The following is a 16,049-nucleotide window of genomic DNA, read 5'->3' on the forward strand; positions in this document are numbered from 1 at the left end:
TAATTTATGTTTAAAGATGAATTTGAAATGGCTGCAAATGGGGCTGCAGCAAAAGCAAACTTGCTTAAAAAGAATCCTATTGGATACTTCCTCTTATCAATGCTTGCCGGTGCTTATATCGGTTTTGGTATTTTACTTATTTTTACTATTGGCGGTCAGCTAGGAGGTGCTCCAGCAACTAAGACAGTTATGGGTGCTTCCTTTGGTATCGCACTTTCACTTGTTGTAATCTGTGGTGCAGAACTTTTTACAGGTAATAACCTTGTAATGACAGCAGGTGTTTTAAAGAAGAAGACATCAATATTTGATGCTATTAAGGTATGGATTGTCTGCTATCTAGGTAACTGGGCAGGTGCAGTTTTACTTGCATTGATCTATAACTGTACAGGACTTGCTAAAGGGGCAGTAGGAAACTTTATGGCAAACGGTGCATTAGGCAAAATGTCAGCAACAGCACCTGAACTTTTTACAAGAGCTATTCTTTGTAATATGTTAGTTTGTCTAGCTGTTTGGTCAGGTTTTAGAGCAAAGTCTGATTCAGCAAAATTAATCATGGTATTCTGGTGCTTATTTGCCTTTATTACAACAGGTTTTGAGCATAGTATTGCCAATATGACTCTCCTTACAGAAGCACTTTTAAATCCATGTGGTGTAGCAGTTACTACAGCAGGATATTTTCATAATCTCTTATGGGTAACCTTTGGAAATATGGTGGGAGGAATTCTATTTATTGCTATTCCTTACTATATCGCAGCTAAAGAAAAATAGAAAAATATTAGACTTTATAATTGAAAAAAAGAATTTAAACGAGTAAGCTATCCTATGTTATGTGGGATAGCTTATTTCATTTTAAGTTAAGTCCAAATGCTAGTCACTTTATAATTTTAATGATATAATAAATACAATAGTTATATTATTATCAATAAATACTATTATAATGGAGGGAATATGGGGATACTAAAAGATAATCAATTGGACATAATGCTGTATATTTGCGGTATTTGTACAGCCCTGACAATTTTAGCTTTTATTTCAAAAGCACTTACTAAAAGAAGAAGGGTAGCTCTATTTTTAATGGAGTTTAGTTCACTATGCCTACTTTTATCAGATAGACTAGCTTATATTTATAGAGGAAATACATCAACAACAGGCTACGTTATGGTAAGAGTTAGTAATTATCTAGTGTATGCCTTAAGTTTATTTGTTATTTATACCTTTAATATGGTATTAAAGGAATTCGTTGTAAGAGTTAATGAAAATGATAAAATCAACTCTACAGTTCTTAGAATGGTTGATTCTTTATTAATAACAGGTGAAGCATTTATATTAATTTCACAGTTTACGGGAATGTATTACACCTTTGATGAAAGCAACAGGTATCAAAGAGGGGAATTATTTATGCTTTGTTACATTTTTCCACTTCTTTCCCTTATCCTACAGCAGGTAGTCGTTCAAAGAGAACGCAAAAAAATCAGTAAAATCATGATTTGGCCACTTACACTTTTTACTATTGTGCCACTTCTTGCCACAATTGCTCAAATTTTCTTTTATGGCCTATCCCTTACAAACATTTCAATCGTGGGAATTGCTATGTTACTATACATTTTCTCTCTAATTGATCTTAACGATAAGATTAGTAAGGCTAATGAAAATGAAATTCGAATTTTAAAGGAAGAACAGGAACTTTTAGCTAGCATGTTCGAAGAGACTGCTTCAGCGCTAGCAAGTGCTATAGATGCCAAGGATGAGTACACCCATGGTCATTCAAGACGTGTGGCAAGATATTCTTGGATGATTGCAAAGATGGCAGGCCTTGAACTTACGGAGTGTAGAAAGATTTACTACGCAGCTCTACTTCACGACGTAGGAAAAATTGGTATTCCTGATGACATTATTAATAAAGCTGGCAAGCTTACTAAAGAAGAGTATGAAGTGGTTAAGCTTCATACAACCATCGGAAGCCAGATTTTATCAAGTATAAACTCCTCTCCATACCTTAGTCTTGGAGCAAAATATCATCATGAATGGTATGACGGAAGCGGTTATCCAGAGGGACTAAAGGGTGAGGAAATACCAGTAATGTCAAGGATTATTGCAGTGGCAGATGCCTATGATACTATGACTTCAAAGCGAAGCTATAGAGATCCTTTGCCAGAGGCTAGAGTAAGAGAAGAAATTATAAATGGCCTTGGAAGTCAGTTTGATCCAGTATTTGGCAAGGTTATGTTAGATATAATGACGGAGGAAGCTGACAACTTGTTTTTAAATGATAATAATGTATTTAAGCCTTTAAAAAAGGCCCAGTAGCTAAGGGATTTTGCTAAGGAGACGATTATGGAAAATAATAGAAAAGTTCGAATCGTAATGTATCACTATACTAGAGATTTAGTCCATTCAAGATATCCTAACATTAAAGGCATGGACTTTCCTTTATTTAAAGAACAGTTGGAATTTTTCAAAAAAAATTATAATGTCATTAGCATGGAAGAATTATTAGCAGCTGCTAATGAAAACTTAGATTTACCTGAAAATGCATTAGCTCTCACCTTTGATGATGGCTATATTGATAACTATACCTTTGCCTTTCCTCTTCTTCAGGAATTAAAGCTAACCGCTAGCTTTTATATAACCGGCAAAACCTTCGCAAAGCACGAACTTCTAGACGTGAATAAAATCCACTATATACTTGCAAGTACAGATATTAAAAGAATAGTCCCAGACCTAAAAAAGAAGCTGGATTTTTATAGAGGTAGGGAATATGACTACCCCACTAATGAAGAGCTTTGGCAAACCTATGCAGTAGATGGAAAATATGACAAAAAGGATGTAGTTTTTGTAAAAAAATTACTTCAAACCGTCCTTCCAGAAGACTTAAGAAACATCATATCTAGTGAGCTTTTTAGCGACTATCTTGGAGTCACAGAAGAGCAGCTAGCCTATGAATTATATATGACAGAAAATCAAGTTAGAGTCCTTAAAAATAACGGCATGTTTATAGGTCTTCATGGCTATGATCACTATTGGCTTGGAAATCTAGAAAAGGAACATATGGAAAAAGACTTAGAGGCAGCCCTTGAAATTATGGATGAGTTTATAGATAGGGACAACTGGGTAATGAATTATCCATACGGAAGCTACAATCAGGATGTTCTTGATTTTGTAGTAAAGAAAGGGGCTAAGCTGGGTCTAACAACAGAGGTTAGAGTGGCTGATTTAAATAAAGATAATAAGCTTTTATTACCTAGATTTGACTGTAATGATTTTCCACCCAAAAGTGAGAATTATAAGAACTTCTGATAAATCTTATCATTAAGAAAGTTATAAGATGTGGTTTTAGCCACATCTTATTTTTTCTATAGAGTTTATAGTGTAGTTATTAGCAGTTTAGTTTCAGTCGATTTTTAGTTTTCGACTAAGTTTTTAAGGAAAGGAAAATTATGAGTAAGAAAATCAATTTAAAGAAGAGTGTGTATGAACTTTGTAATGAATATCCAGAACTTATAGATATAATGTATGAATTAGGTTTTACAGAGGTAACGAAGCCTAAGATTTTAAATACAATGGGCCAGTTAATGACAATTCCTAAGGGAGCAATTTTGAAAAAAATCGACATGATTGATGTGATTCTTGCCCTAAAGAATAATGGCTTCGAACTTGAAGGAAAGATGCCAGCTTTCGTACAAAGAAAGTTAGATAAAAAGATGTTAGAGAGGATGGCAGCAGAAGGATTATTTGATGTAGGTGTTGATTCAGATACAGAGGTGAAGCCTACAAAGAAGGTGGATTCTGAGACTGCCAAGAAGATGTTAGCTGCCCAGCTTCCAAAAAGAAAAGATGCCAATGGCAATGAAGTAAAAGAGCTAGAGCTTGATGAGAGAACTCTTAAGATTAAGTCTTATGTTGAGCGTCTTTCAAAGGGTGAGGACATTGAATCTGTAAGAAAGGACTTCGTGGAAAATTTTACAGACGTTGATGCAGCAGAAATTGCTAAGGCTGAGCAGGCCTTAATTGCAGGGGGCACAAAGGTTTCAGATGTACAAAAGCTCTGTGATGTGCACTCAGCCCTATTCCATGGTGCCACAAGAGAAGAGAAAATCGCCAATGCTGAAAAAGCAGTAGAAGAATCCCTTAAGCGCCAAAGAGAAGCAGGGGCAGAGCTAAAAACCGCCCAGACTCTAGTTGCACCAAATGGAGCTACAGTATCCTTTGGTTCTCTTGGAAAGGTAGATGTTAAGGAAGCTATGAGCGAATCCTTTGGTATGGGTATTGGATCTAAGTTTAAAGCAGCACCTGTTAAACGTCAGGATGGCGCCGATAGTATTTACATGGAATTAAGAAAGATTGAAAATCACCCACTTAATACCTTTGCTCTAGAAAACGAGGCAATATCAAAAGCACTAAAGGAATTAAGAGATGCTATGGATACTAAGGAAAATGTAATGCCTGCCTTAAAGAAGGCTAGAGAAGCTTCAATTCACTATGCAGAAAAAGGGGATTTATTATATCCAATCCTTAATGTGAAGTATGGTTTTTCTGGCCCTGCCAATGTAATGTGGGGCGTGGATGACGAGATTCGTGACGAGATGAAATCCCTTTATAATAGCGCCTTAGAAGATGAGGGCTTTTTAACTAATGAGCTTTGGAACCAGAGATTAGATGCAGTAGTTACAAGGGCTGAGGAGATGATTTACAAAGAAGAAAATATCCTCTTCCCACTATGCGCTAAGAATTTTACAGAGGAAGACTGGTGCGATATAGCTAGAGATTTCGCAGATTACAAGCCTTGCCTTATAGGAAGTCGTCCTCTTTGGGAAAAGGCAACTCCTAAGGGCAATATTAAGGATTATAAGCAAGAAGCAGGTAGCGCTAATCTCCCATCAGGCCGCTTAACTATTGAGCAGCTAGACGCTATGCTTAACACAATTCCTATGGAACTTACCTTTGTTGATGCGGAAAATGTAAATAGATATTTTAATGATGGAGACGACGTAAAGTTATTTAAGAGACCACTTTCAGCTCTAGGAAGAGAAGTATTCTCATGCCACCCACCTAAAATTGATCCAATGGTAAGAATGATTCTTGAGGACTTTAAAGAAGGCAGAAGAGACTGTGTAGATGTTTGGACAAGCAGAGACGAAGAACCTGTACTTATTAAGTATATGGCAGTTCGCGATAAGGATAAAAACTACGTTGGAACACTTGAATGTGTGCAGCCAATGGGATTTGCAAAGAAGCATTTTGAACGCATGTAAGCAATCCACTGCGTTCATGAGGAAGTAGCGAAGCGGATTTAGAATGTCCGCTTTACCGTTGTGTACATTAAAGATTAATTATATAAAGCCAATGCCCTAAAATGGCTGATAATGAAAAAATTCACTTTAGATAAAAAGGCAAATTTCAAGCATATGGTTAATTTTATAAAGTATTTTTTGAATTGCATTAAAAATATTGCCTAAAGACGCCTTTTTTGTTAAGATAATGAACGAAAAACACATTTGAAAGAGGATCGTATAAATGAAAAAGAAAAAGTTATCATTATCAGCCAAGATTTTTATTGCCTTGGTTTTAGGAATTATAGCTGGTATTGCATTTACAGCAAAACCAGAAATTGCAACAACTTATATTAAGCCTTTTGGTACAATTTTCCTTAACTTAGTTAAGTGGGTAGTTGGTCCATTAGTATTCTTCTCAATCATGAGCGGCGTGCTCTCAATGAAGGATATTAAGAAGGTTGGTTCAATCGGTATTAAGACAGTGCTTTACTACATGTGTACAACAGCCTTAGCTATTACAATAGGCCTTGTATTTGCTAATCTCTTTAAGGGAATTTTCACAGTAGTAGAGACTACAGATTTAACTTATGAAGCTTCTTCAAGCGTAAGTTTCATGGATACTTTAGTAGGTATTTTCCCATCTAACTTTGTTCAGCCTTTCGTTGAGGCTAACATGCTTCAGATTATCGTAGCTTCATTAATTATTGGTTTCGCATTATTACTTATTAACGACAACAGTGAGAAGCAGAGAGATTTTAGTTTAGTAGATACTATTAATGACATCTTCTTAAAGGCTATGGAGATGATTATTAACCTTTCACCAATCGGTGTATTTTGCTTACTTTGTCCAGTAGTTGCTGAGAATGGTCCAGCAGTACTTGGTTCCCTTGCTAAGGTATTACTTGTAGCTTACCTTGCATACTTAATCCATATGATAGTTGTTTACTCGGCTACAGTGTCAACATTTGCTAAGATTTCACCACTTAAGTTCTTTAAGGAGATGTTACCAGCTATCATGTTCTCCTTCTCATCAGCTTCTTCAGTTGGTACACTTCCAATCAACATGGAATGTACAGAAAAGCTTGGTGCAGACAAGGATGTTTCATCTTTCATCCTTCCACTAGGAGCAACAATTAACATGGATGGTACAGCGATTTACCAGGGTGTTTGTTCAATCTTTATCGCTGCTTGTTATGGTGTGAATTTAACTCTACCACAGATGCTTACAATCGTACTTACAGCAACTCTTGCTTCAATCGGTACAGCTGGTGTTCCAGGTGCCGGAATGGTAATGCTTGCTATGGTATTACAGGCTGTAGGCCTTCCAGTTGAAGGTATTGCCTTAGTAGCTGGTGTGGATAGAATTTTCGATATGGGACGTACAACAGTTAATATCACAGGTGATGCATCATGTGCAGTAATTGTTTCAGCCCTTGAAAGACGTAAAAAGGAAAGAAAGCTAGCCAAAGAATTAGCTTCTAACTAATTATACTTTATATCAAATTAATAACCAAAACAAAGAAAGACCTCTATTGTAGAGGTCTTTCTTTGCGTTATGATGATCTTTATTTTATCAGTTCTAGTGCTTATTCATATTTCTTCCACCAATCCATATGTGATTCTTTCTAAGGCTTCTATCACGCCAAATTGGATAAAGATAAATTTGTAGGAATAGCTTTAAAGTTAACTTATTAAGTCCATTTTCCTTATAAAAACTCATTAAAAGACTACGAAGCTTTCTCTCTTCCTCAAGGAAGCCCTCAGCATGAGCGCCTGCAGCAAATCTATTAAGAAGGCTTATAAGAGCCTCATTTATGCCCTTAAACTCCCTCTCATCACTAATAAGCCTCTTAGCATAGACAATGTGCTCCTTGCAGGCAAGATACATGCCCTCGTAAATGTCCTTACTTACTGTGGTCATGACGCTATTTTCATGGAATCTGTGGTAAATAAGCTTATTATCAAGAATGGCCCCCTTAGTGATTCGCTTGGAAAGCTCAATGTTAAAGATTCTATCCTCCATGACGCATTCCCTAAAGACAATGTCCTTTAAGATACTGCGCTTATAGAGCTTGTTCCAGATTCTAGCAATAACAAGATCCTCATAAGTTAAGGTTGTAAGATAGTCCTTATTATTTAGAAAATGTTTAATTGTCGGAGCGTCATAGCTGATTATTTCAGGCTTACTGCCGTCTTTAAAATCATTTTCATAACAAGCCACTAAGTCTAAATTATTCTTAGTTAGGGTCTCGTATAGGAATTCAAGAGTTTGAGGGGACATAAAATCATCGCTGTCAATAAAGAAGACATAGTCGCCAGTTGCTTTATCTAATGCGTAATTCCTTGTCTTAGAATATCCAGAATTTTCTTTGTAGAAATATTTAAATCTAGAATCGGTTGATGTCCATTTTTTACAAATATTAGCTGTGCTATCAATGGAACCATCATCTATCATAATGACCTCAAAGTCAGTAAAAGTCTGGGCTTTGATACTTTCAAAAAGTTCCTCGAGATATTTTTCACTGTTATAAATAGGAATAAGTATACTAATCATTTTTTCCTCCCACATATTGTGTCTCTTGTTTAAGTGATTGTTTTAAGATTATGGCAAAATAGGCCTAAAAGTCCTTAAAACAAGAAAAAGTCTAGCATAAGCTAGCTTATAATAATTGTAAAAAAAGGACATAGTTTGATTTTTGAGAAACTTTGTGTAAAATAGTACTGAAAAAAGTTAAAGGGGTGGCATATTATGACGAAACTGATGAAACACTTAACCAATATAGGAATTGCAATTTTAATAGTCTTTTTTATATTCTCTTTCTGTAGCAGTTTTTATGACTTGGTTATTGATAATGAGATACATACTGCAACTGTAACTATATCAGAGAAGTGCAAGAAAAAAATACAATATGGACATAGAGAAAGAGTAAGAGGTCACTATATGCTTGCTTATGACAGTGCAGGTAATATATATAAAATTAATGATTGGAATGCAGAAGTAGGAGATGTGATTACAATTTATACTAACAATACTCAGTATAATAGTTCAGATCCTCAGTGGTATACCTCAAAATCTGAATTAACCACAAGTAAAGTGATTTATTTAGTCACATCCATTCTCTTTTTACTTCTAGTTATAGGACTTAAGAAGAAACAAAGAAAGGTGTTTGCAAGAAAAGAAGCTAAAGATAAGGCTATGAGAGAGGAAGAAAGTAGACAGTGGCAGCAATGGCAGACACCACAGCAAAATCAGCAACCACAGCAGCTTAATACTCAATTTAACAATCAAAATTACAATAATAACAACTATAACAATTCTTATAATCAAAAATAAAATTGTAATAAAAGGACATCCTATCGCTGTGATAGGATGTCTTATTTTTACAATAATCCAATTCTACTTTAACTCTAAATAAATCGGTGCGTGATCCTGACGTTCACCAGAATCCACCATCTCTGAAGAAACTAGGCTATCCTTTAATCTGTCGCTAATAAGGAAGTAGTCAATTCTCCAGCCTGAGTTGTTAATCTTACTTGTCTTAATTCTTTGTGACCACCATGAATAGCAGCCCTTTTCCTCTGGATGAGTATAGCGGAAGCTATCTGTAAAGCCCTTTGCTAATAGATTAGTAAAGCCTTCTCTTTCCTCATCTGTAAAGCCTGCTGACATATGATTGCTAGCAGGATTGGCAAGGTCGATTTCAGTGTGGGCTACATTGTAGTCACCACAGGCAATAACAGGCTTTGTCTGATCAAGCTTGGCAAGATAGTTAGCGTAACATTTGTCCCATTCCTGACGAAGAGCTAGACGCTTAAGTCCATCTCCGGCATTAGGGGTATAAACAAGGTTGAAGAAATAGTCCTCAAGCTCTAGAGTAATCATTCTACCCTCATCATCCATAGTGTCAGGAGCTCCAATCTTTGGGAAACTAGCCTTAACCTGCATGTCTTTTTTATACAAAACCATAGTTCCTGCATAGCCCTTTCTAGCTGGTGGGCAAGAACTTACAAATTCATAGTTATAATCTGGGAAGAAAGCCTTAAGTGCAGTTTCCTGCTTAGTATTCATGCCTGTGGCTGGAAGCTTTGTTTCCTGAATTGCTATAAGGTCGGCGTCTTTGTCTGCAATAGTCTTTAAAACTTCTCTTGTAAGGAGAGCTCTGTTGCTATCACTTGTAAGAGCAGCATTTAAAGAATCAATATTCCATGAAATAAACTTCATAAATTTTCTCCTTTTTAAATAAGCTAATTTTATTCTAACATAGGCTTTTAGCTAAATAAAGCGGACATTTAGATTGTACTAAAATAAAAAAATAGCTCTAAATCCAGTAAAATAGCGAATTTCTTAAAAGTTATATAAATTTATATGGGTAAATCCTAAAATTTATGCTATACTAGGTACGCGGACAAATGTCTTTACTAGAAATACATTTTCGCAAAAGCAAAATTTATAATGTGGGAAAAATTTTATTTTTTAGGAGGTTTTTATGAAGATAGCAATGGCTAATGATCATGCTGGTACAGCAATGAAAGAAGAAATCAAAAAGTATTTATTGGAAAATGGATACGAAGTAGAAGACTTTGGAACCTACGACGAAAAATCCTGCGACCTTTCAGATTTCGTTTACCCTGCAAGTCTTGCAGTAGCCAAAGGTGAATGTGAAAGAGGAATTTTTTGCGATGGCGTAGGATATGGAAGTGCCTTAATCGCCAATAAGATTAATGGTTGTTATGCAGCGGTTTGCCAAGATCTCCTATGTGCAACACTTGCAAGACAGCACACAGATTCTAACATTCTTTGTTTAGGCGCTAAGATCATTGGAGGACTTATGGCCATGGAAGTTGTTAAAACTTGGCTAAACACAGATCCTTTAATGGAAGAGAAATACCGTAACAGAGTAAGAAAGGTCTGTGAAATCAACGATAAGCATTGCGTCCCAGTTAAGTAAACCAAAGCTTAGGCACATTTTTATATCCCGGTTTAATTAGGAGAAGGCTTACCATCCTAAATTTTAGAAAATGTGTGAACGACAACAAGGTAAAGCTATCAAAACAATTTATTTAGGAGATTATTTTATGTTACACTCAATTAATGACTTTCTTGTAACTCTAGATGGCTATGTTTGGGGTATGCCCCTCATAGTTTTAATCTTATTTACAGGCTTGCTACTAACAATCAGACTTCACGGAATGCAATTTTCTAAAATCGGCATGGGCTTTAGACTCATGTTTAAGAATGATAAGTCTGGTAAACAAGGTGAAGTATCAAGCTTTGCAGCGCTATGTACAGCACTTTCAGCAACAATTGGAACCGGTAATATTGTAGGTGTTGCAACAGCAATTTGTGCAGGTGGTCCAGGAGCCCTATTCTGGATGTGGCTTGCAGCATTAGTAGGAACAGGCACAAAGTATGCAGAATGTATGCTTGCTGTTAAGTATAGAAGCGAAGCAAAAGATGGTCATATTATTGGTGGACCATTTTACTATATTGAGAAGGGCATGGGCCCTAAGTGGAAATGGCTTGCAAAGATTTTCGCAGTATTTGGCGTAATGGTAGGTCTTTTCGGTATTGGTACATTTACACAGATCAATGGTATTACATCAGCAGTTAAGAACTTCTTTGATCCAAACACTGTTAATACAGTTTCAATCCTTGGTATGGATTATTCAGTAGCTACAGTAGTTTCAGGCGTTATCCTTACTGTCTGTGTAGCCTTAGTTCTTATTGGTGGTTTAAAGAGAATTTCTTCAGTAGCACAGGTAGTTGTGCCATTTATGGCTATTTTATACATCGCATTTGGTGTACTTATCCTTTTACTTAACTTTACTAAGATTCCAGATGCTTTCCTTCAGATTTTCCAGGGTGCTTTTGGTCTTAGAGCTGCAGCCGGTGGTGCACTTGGTGCCATGGTTATGGCTATGCAGAAAGGTATCGCAAGAGGTATCTTCTCAAACGAAGCAGGTATTGGTTCAGCTCCAATCGCAGCAGCAGCCGCTCAGGTTGACGAGCCAGTTGAGCAGGGCCTTGTATCTATGCTTGGTACAGTAATTGATACACTTATGATTTGTACAATGACAGGTCTTGCAATTATTATTACAGGCGCTTGGCAGGTGGAAGGCTTAGAAGGTGCGGCAGTTACTACATTTGCTTTCCAGAACGGACTCCCATTCCCAGCAGTGGTTTCATCCTTCGTGCTTATGCTTTGCCTAGTATTCTTCGCCTTCACAACTATTCTTGGTTGGGACTACTATTCAGAGCGTTGCCTTGAGTACTTAACTAACGAGAATACTAAGGTTGTAAATGTTTATAGATGGATTTACATCGCTTGCGTATTCATCGGGCCTTACATGACAGTTAGCGCAGTTTGGACAATTGCAGATATCGTTAACGGTCTTATGGCAATTCCAAACCTTATTGCCCTTATTGCTCTTTCAGGTGTGGTTTCTGCTGAAACTAAGAAGTACTTCGATAAGAAGAAGGCTGAGAAAGTTGCTAATTTAGCTAATAAGGTTACAAGCATTAACAATAAGCTTGATGACGAAAGTGCAGTGTCATAAGAACTAATTATTTTTTGTGAAAATGTGTCACGGCCTAAAGTTAAGAAGGAAACTTTAGACTAAGAAGCTAAAGGAAACAAATTTTAGAAAAATTAAATAAGAATAACTTTCAACTCCTAGAGTCAGTATTTATCTGGCTTTAGGAGTTTTTTATTGCCTGGAAATTTAAGAGTTTTTAGAAAAGTTAATTAAATTTGGAAACTAATATTGACATACTACGACGGTCGTAGTATATTTACTTTGATAGACGTACTACGACAGCCGTAGTACGATAGTCGTAGGAGATATAATGTATAGCGGACATTCGGAATCCGCTTCGCTACTCCCTCATGAACGCAGTGGCACTTTGTGCCACATGTCAGAAGGGGCTTTAACCCCTTCTGACACTAGTAAGCTTTATACCCCCGCTTAAAGCTTACGCTTTTGAAGCGGGGGATTGCTTACACTGTGTTCAAATTAAAGATACATTTTCAAAACTAGGAGGTGATCTAATGGTTGAGATAAGTAGTGACGTGATCCGCGGTTACAACGACACTATGATTTTGTATATCCTCTTAAAGGAGCCATCTTACGGTTACGAGATTTCAAAGCAGATTAAGGAAATCTCAGAGGAGAAATATACAATAAAAGAAACAACCCTATATTCAGCATTTAATCGATTAGAGAAGAATGGCTATATTGAATCCTTTGTGGCTAATAAAGATTCTGAAGGAACTGCTAAGAAGAGAACCTATTATAGAATTACAGAAGCAGGCCTTGAATACTATAAGGAGAAATGTCTTGAATGGGATTTAATTAAAGAAGTGGTGAATAAATTTACAAAAAATTATTAAAATACTAAATTATTAATAATTCCTTAATAAAACTATATTAAAATTAGCAATGCGTTTAATTAAGTGGATTCAGGGTGAGACTTAATTAAGCCATGGAAGGGAGACAATATGGAAACAATAAAAAGCTATCTTGATGCTATGTTTGGAAATCTACCAAACACTAATGAGGTTAAGAAGGCGAAAGCAGAGCTTTTAGAAATGATGGAAGATAAATATAACGAGCTTAAGGCAGAAGGTAAGACAGATAATGAGGCTGTTGGAACTGTAATTTCTGAATTTGGAAATTTAGATGAGCTTGCAAGCGAGCTTGGCCTTGAGAAGGAAGTAGAGGAAACTAAGGAAAGAGAAGAGAATTCAAAGGCAAGATTCCTTACTAAGGAAGAAGTAAAGGGATATTTAAGTACAAGAGCTAAGTCAGCTTTATTTGTGGCATTAGGCGTATTTTTATGCATTACAAGTATAATTCCACCTATACTTTCAAATGTAGATTTTGGCGTTCGTTCAAATGCTAACGTGGCCTTTATGTTTGTATTTGTAGCCGTAGCTGTTGCGCTATTTATAATTTCTGCAATGAAGTCCTCAAAGTGGTCTTATATAAAGGATGAACCTTGTAAGATTGATATGCTTACAACAGATTATGTAAAAGAAAGAAAAAGAAATTTCGAATTAACTAATACTATTTGCACTTCAGTTGGAGTTATGTGCTTTATTTTATCAGTGGTTCCTGCAATTGTTATAGATGATGACATTATTTCTCCAGCCCTTTTATTTCTAATTGTAGGAATTGGAGTATTCTTAATTGTTTATGCATCTATTATTAATGCTAGTTATTCCACAGTCTTAAATCTTAATGATGAGAAGACAATGAGTGGGGAACATGCAAGAGCTTCTAGTGTAACTTATACAAGTAAGAAGGCTGAAGTTATTTTAGAGTCTTATAAGACAACAGTAATTTGCATTTATTTGATTATTAGCTTCTTAACTTTTAGATGGGAAGTGACATGGATTATTTTCCCAATAGCATTTCTTATTAATAAGATTTTAAGACTTAATTTCATTGAGGAGGAGGATTAATTTATGTCAAATAAAACAAAGAAGAAATACAAATTAGTGTTATATACAATAACTCTTGTAGCGATTTTAATTGGTCTTTATATACATGTAATCAGATACAGCATTGGTGGGGCACTAGGCAAGAATTTAAGTCAGGATTTTACAGGGGAAGAAGTTAATAGCATTGAGCTTGATACAGATACTGCAACAACAAAGATTGTTTATGGAGATGAATTTAATGTTAAATATAGCGTTTCAAGAGGAAGTGATGTAAAAGTTGAACTTGAGGATGGAAAGCTAAATGTTAAAGAAAATTCTTCAACAAAAGTGGTAGGAATCTCTTTTTTAGCTAGTGAATCAGGAGTAATAACAATTACTTTGCCATATAACACAAATCTTGATAAAATAGATGTAGATTTAGCAGCGGGAAATTTAAATATAGAAGATATTAATTCTGAAGAAATTGATATTAAGAGTGATGTGGGAAATACTAAGCTTAATGGAATTACTACAGAGAAGCTTAATATTGATTCTTCAGTTGGAAATGTGAAAATCACAGATGGTTCAGCAGATGATTGCACAATATCTGTAAATACAGGAAACATAAAGATAACAGATTGTGATATAGAAACAGGTAGCTGTACTAGCCAAGTAGGAAATATAAAAATTAGTGGCAATGTTGGTGATTTAAAGGCTAGTTCAAAACTAGGTAATGTAAAAATTAACGGAGATAACTAAAAATGCAGTATTTGTCAACATTTTTATCAGATTTCAAATTAAGACAGAGAGTATTTCTTTATGCTGGGGCTCTTATAAATTTAATATACGGCTTTATTAAGGTGGCAGCAGGAATGCTTTACGGCTCTCTATGGCTCTCCTTTATGGGCGGCTATTATCTGATTTTGGCGAGCTTTAGAACCTACATAATTAGATATGAAAGAAGACATGATGAAAATGTTGACATGAATAACGAATACAAAAGATATACGGTTTGTGGCTATATTTTGGTTGGTCTAGACATTTTCTTAATCTATATCCTAGACATGGCGGTAGAGTTTAAAGCAGTGGTTATATATCCAGGCCCACTTATTTATGGAATGGCGCTTTATGCCTTTGTTTCCATGGGTTTTGTTATAAAAAATCTAGTGCAGATTCACACTATTTCAAGACCTCTTTACGGGGCAGCGAGAGTGGCGAGTTTTACTGCAGCTCTAATCTCAATGTTATCACTTGAAATTGCTATGTTAGGAAGATTTGGGGAAGAGGATATTCAGCTAAGAAAATATATGACAATCTTTTCAGGTTCTGCAATCTTTGTCACAGTTGGAATAATGGCAGTTCGCATGATTTATGTTGGCAGAAAATATAGCAATGAGGAGAATCTGGTTAAGCTTCTTTCCAGATACGAGGAAAAGCTAAGAATTGATGAAGAAAAGCGATGTTTAAAGCAAGAGAAGAAGCAGTTGAAAAGGGAAGCTAAGATTGTTAAATTAGGTGAGAAGTTTACTAAAAAAGAGATAAAGCGTTACGAGAAAGAATATAAGACAGAGTATAAAAGGCAGCTAAAGGCTGAAAAAACGAAAGATAATTAAAAATTTTAGAAAAGAGGAATAAAGATGAAAGCAAGGGAATACTTAGATATTTTACATGTGGCAGAAAGACTAAAGGATACAACTAGACATTGCACCACATCTAAGGGTAGAGTGGAAAGCGTTGCGGAGCACAGTTGGAGAATCTCTCTTATGGCAATGCTTTTAAGAGAGGAGTTTCCTGAGCTTGATATAGACAAGGTAATTTGCATGTGCATTATCCATGACTTAGGAGAGTGCTTTACAGGGGACATTCCGGTTTTTAATAAAACCGACAAGGACAGAGAAGTGGAAGATAAGCTATTATCCGATTGGGTAAATAGTCTCCCTGAGGAAACTAAAAAAAGTTTTAGCGCTCTTTACGCAGAGATGGATGCCCTAGAAACTAAGGAAGCCAAGCTTTATAAGGCACTTGATAAGCTTGAGGCTTTGATTCAGCACAACGAAGCGCCTATTAGTACTTGGGCGGAAAATGAATACGAGCTCCAAAAGACTTACGCTCACGATGCTGTTGCATTTTCAGAATGGCTAAAGGAACTAAGAGCAGAGGTGCTTAAGGATAGCCTAGATAAGATAGCGGCAGCTAAGGAAAACTAGTAAATTACAATATAATATTAGACGGATTTAAAGGACTTAAGTAATGTGGCTTAAGTCCTATTTTTTGGCCTTTAGTAAAAATAAGACATTTGTCCGTGAAATGCGTCTTGGGGCTTTACAGGGAGCTGCCGGGTGTTGAGAATTGA

General features: G+C 35.9%; 15 protein-coding genes. 13 read left to right on the forward strand and 2 right to left on the reverse strand.

Annotation, left to right across the window (positions count from 1 at the left end):
* Positions 1-6: 6 nt before the first annotated feature.
* From BLQ66_RS01620 to BLQ66_RS01640, 5 genes are all read left to right on the forward strand, one after another.
* Entirely contained in the window at positions 7-768 is a 762-nt protein-coding gene (locus BLQ66_RS01620) for a formate/nitrite transporter family protein (protein ID WP_074520621.1), read from the forward strand.
* Between the two features lie 180 nt (positions 769-948).
* Positions 949-2,307, forward strand: coding sequence for an HD-GYP domain-containing protein (locus BLQ66_RS01625; protein ID WP_074520622.1), 1,359 nt, complete (start codon positions 949-951; stop codon positions 2,305-2,307).
* Between the two features lie 27 nt (positions 2,308-2,334).
* A complete protein-coding gene (locus BLQ66_RS01630) occupies positions 2,335-3,297 on the forward strand; it encodes a polysaccharide deacetylase family protein (protein ID WP_207645126.1) in 963 nt (320 codons plus the stop codon).
* Between the two features lie 140 nt (positions 3,298-3,437).
* Entirely contained in the window at positions 3,438-5,252 is a 1,815-nt protein-coding gene (locus BLQ66_RS01635; protein WP_074520623.1) for a DUF438 domain-containing protein, read from the forward strand.
* Between the two features lie 262 nt (positions 5,253-5,514).
* Entirely contained in the window at positions 5,515-6,759 is a 1,245-nt protein-coding gene (locus BLQ66_RS01640; RefSeq protein WP_074520624.1) for a dicarboxylate/amino acid:cation symporter, read from the forward strand.
* Between the two features lie 93 nt (positions 6,760-6,852).
* On the opposite strand, the gene BLQ66_RS01645 is transcribed toward BLQ66_RS01640, so the two are convergent.
* Positions 6,853-7,827 carry a glycosyltransferase family 2 protein gene (locus tag BLQ66_RS01645; RefSeq protein ID WP_074520625.1) on the reverse strand — a complete coding sequence of 325 codons (975 nt, stop codon included), beginning with the start codon at positions 7,825-7,827 and terminating at the stop codon, positions 6,853-6,855.
* A gap of 195 nt (positions 7,828-8,022) precedes the next feature.
* Between BLQ66_RS01645 and BLQ66_RS01650 the strand changes: the two genes are divergently transcribed.
* Complete coding sequence (locus BLQ66_RS01650; RefSeq protein ID WP_074520626.1) at positions 8,023-8,607, forward strand: hypothetical protein; 585 nt, start codon at positions 8,023-8,025, stop codon at positions 8,605-8,607.
* Positions 8,608-8,670: 63 nt separating this feature from the next.
* On the opposite strand, the gene BLQ66_RS01655 is transcribed toward BLQ66_RS01650, so the two are convergent.
* Positions 8,671-9,495: an exodeoxyribonuclease III gene (locus BLQ66_RS01655; RefSeq protein ID WP_074520627.1), complete on the reverse strand. Its 825-nt coding sequence runs from the start codon at positions 9,493-9,495 to the stop codon at positions 8,671-8,673.
* Positions 9,496-9,760: 265 nt separating this feature from the next.
* Here BLQ66_RS01655 and BLQ66_RS01660 point away from each other — a divergent pair, with 265 nt between their 5' ends.
* The 7 genes from BLQ66_RS01660 (at position 9,761) to BLQ66_RS01690 (ending at position 15,903) form a co-directional block, all read left to right on the forward strand.
* Complete coding sequence (locus BLQ66_RS01660; RefSeq protein WP_074520628.1) at positions 9,761-10,222, forward strand: RpiB/LacA/LacB family sugar-phosphate isomerase; 462 nt, start codon at positions 9,761-9,763, stop codon at positions 10,220-10,222.
* Between the two features lie 127 nt (positions 10,223-10,349).
* The gene (locus tag BLQ66_RS01665; RefSeq protein ID WP_083330222.1) at positions 10,350-11,831 is read left to right on the forward strand and encodes an alanine/glycine:cation symporter family protein; all 1,482 of its coding nucleotides are present in this window, start codon (positions 10,350-10,352) and stop codon (positions 11,829-11,831) included.
* Positions 11,832-12,322: 491 nt separating this feature from the next.
* Positions 12,323-12,664 (forward strand): PadR family transcriptional regulator, encoded by a 342-nt coding sequence (locus BLQ66_RS01670; protein WP_074520629.1) that lies wholly within the window; start codon positions 12,323-12,325, stop codon positions 12,662-12,664.
* A gap of 108 nt (positions 12,665-12,772) precedes the next feature.
* A complete protein-coding gene (locus BLQ66_RS01675; RefSeq protein WP_074520630.1) occupies positions 12,773-13,738 on the forward strand; it encodes a permease prefix domain 1-containing protein in 966 nt (321 codons plus the stop codon).
* Positions 13,739-13,741: 3 nt separating this feature from the next.
* Positions 13,742-14,455, forward strand: a complete 714-nt coding sequence (locus BLQ66_RS01680; RefSeq protein ID WP_074520631.1) for a DUF4097 family beta strand repeat-containing protein — start codon at positions 13,742-13,744, stop codon at positions 14,453-14,455.
* A 2-nt stretch (positions 14,456-14,457) separates the two neighbouring features.
* Positions 14,458-15,309 (forward strand): hypothetical protein, encoded by an 852-nt coding sequence (locus BLQ66_RS01685; RefSeq protein ID WP_074520632.1) that lies wholly within the window; start codon positions 14,458-14,460, stop codon positions 15,307-15,309.
* Positions 15,310-15,333: 24 nt separating this feature from the next.
* Entirely contained in the window at positions 15,334-15,903 is a 570-nt protein-coding gene (locus BLQ66_RS01690) for an HD domain-containing protein (RefSeq protein ID WP_074520633.1), read from the forward strand.
* The last annotated feature ends 146 nt before the right edge of the window (positions 15,904-16,049 follow it).

This window comes from Lachnospira pectinoschiza (assembly GCF_900103815.1).
GTDB classification, from domain to species: domain Bacteria; phylum Bacillota; class Clostridia; order Lachnospirales; family Lachnospiraceae; genus Lachnospira; species Lachnospira pectinoschiza_B.

What these genes read in the sequence shown, in the direction of transcription:
- BLQ66_RS01620 (WP_074520621.1), top strand. Translation starts at nt 7, where the DNA reads ATGTTTAAAGATGAATTTGAAATGGCTGCAAATGGGGCTGCAGCAAAA.
- BLQ66_RS01625 (WP_074520622.1), top strand. Translation starts at nt 949, where the DNA reads ATGGGGATACTAAAAGATAATCAATTGGACATAATGCTGTATATTTGC.
- BLQ66_RS01630 (WP_207645126.1), top strand. Translation starts at nt 2,335, where the DNA reads ATGGAAAATAATAGAAAAGTTCGAATCGTAATGTATCACTATACTAGA.
- BLQ66_RS01635 (WP_074520623.1), top strand. Translation starts at nt 3,438, where the DNA reads ATGAGTAAGAAAATCAATTTAAAGAAGAGTGTGTATGAACTTTGTAAT.
- BLQ66_RS01640 (WP_074520624.1), top strand. Translation starts at nt 5,515, where the DNA reads ATGAAAAAGAAAAAGTTATCATTATCAGCCAAGATTTTTATTGCCTTG.
- BLQ66_RS01645 (WP_074520625.1), bottom strand. Translation starts at nt 7,827, where the DNA reads ATGATTAGTATACTTATTCCTATTTATAACAGTGAAAAATATCTCGAG.
- BLQ66_RS01650 (WP_074520626.1), top strand. Translation starts at nt 8,023, where the DNA reads ATGACGAAACTGATGAAACACTTAACCAATATAGGAATTGCAATTTTA.
- BLQ66_RS01655 (WP_074520627.1), bottom strand. Translation starts at nt 9,495, where the DNA reads ATGAAGTTTATTTCATGGAATATTGATTCTTTAAATGCTGCTCTTACA.
- BLQ66_RS01660 (WP_074520628.1), top strand. Translation starts at nt 9,761, where the DNA reads ATGAAGATAGCAATGGCTAATGATCATGCTGGTACAGCAATGAAAGAA.
- BLQ66_RS01665 (WP_083330222.1), top strand. Translation starts at nt 10,350, where the DNA reads ATGTTACACTCAATTAATGACTTTCTTGTAACTCTAGATGGCTATGTT.
- BLQ66_RS01670 (WP_074520629.1), top strand. Translation starts at nt 12,323, where the DNA reads ATGGTTGAGATAAGTAGTGACGTGATCCGCGGTTACAACGACACTATG.
- BLQ66_RS01675 (WP_074520630.1), top strand. Translation starts at nt 12,773, where the DNA reads ATGGAAACAATAAAAAGCTATCTTGATGCTATGTTTGGAAATCTACCA.
- BLQ66_RS01680 (WP_074520631.1), top strand. Translation starts at nt 13,742, where the DNA reads ATGTCAAATAAAACAAAGAAGAAATACAAATTAGTGTTATATACAATA.
- BLQ66_RS01685 (WP_074520632.1), top strand. Translation starts at nt 14,458, where the DNA reads ATGCAGTATTTGTCAACATTTTTATCAGATTTCAAATTAAGACAGAGA.
- BLQ66_RS01690 (WP_074520633.1), top strand. Translation starts at nt 15,334, where the DNA reads ATGAAAGCAAGGGAATACTTAGATATTTTACATGTGGCAGAAAGACTA.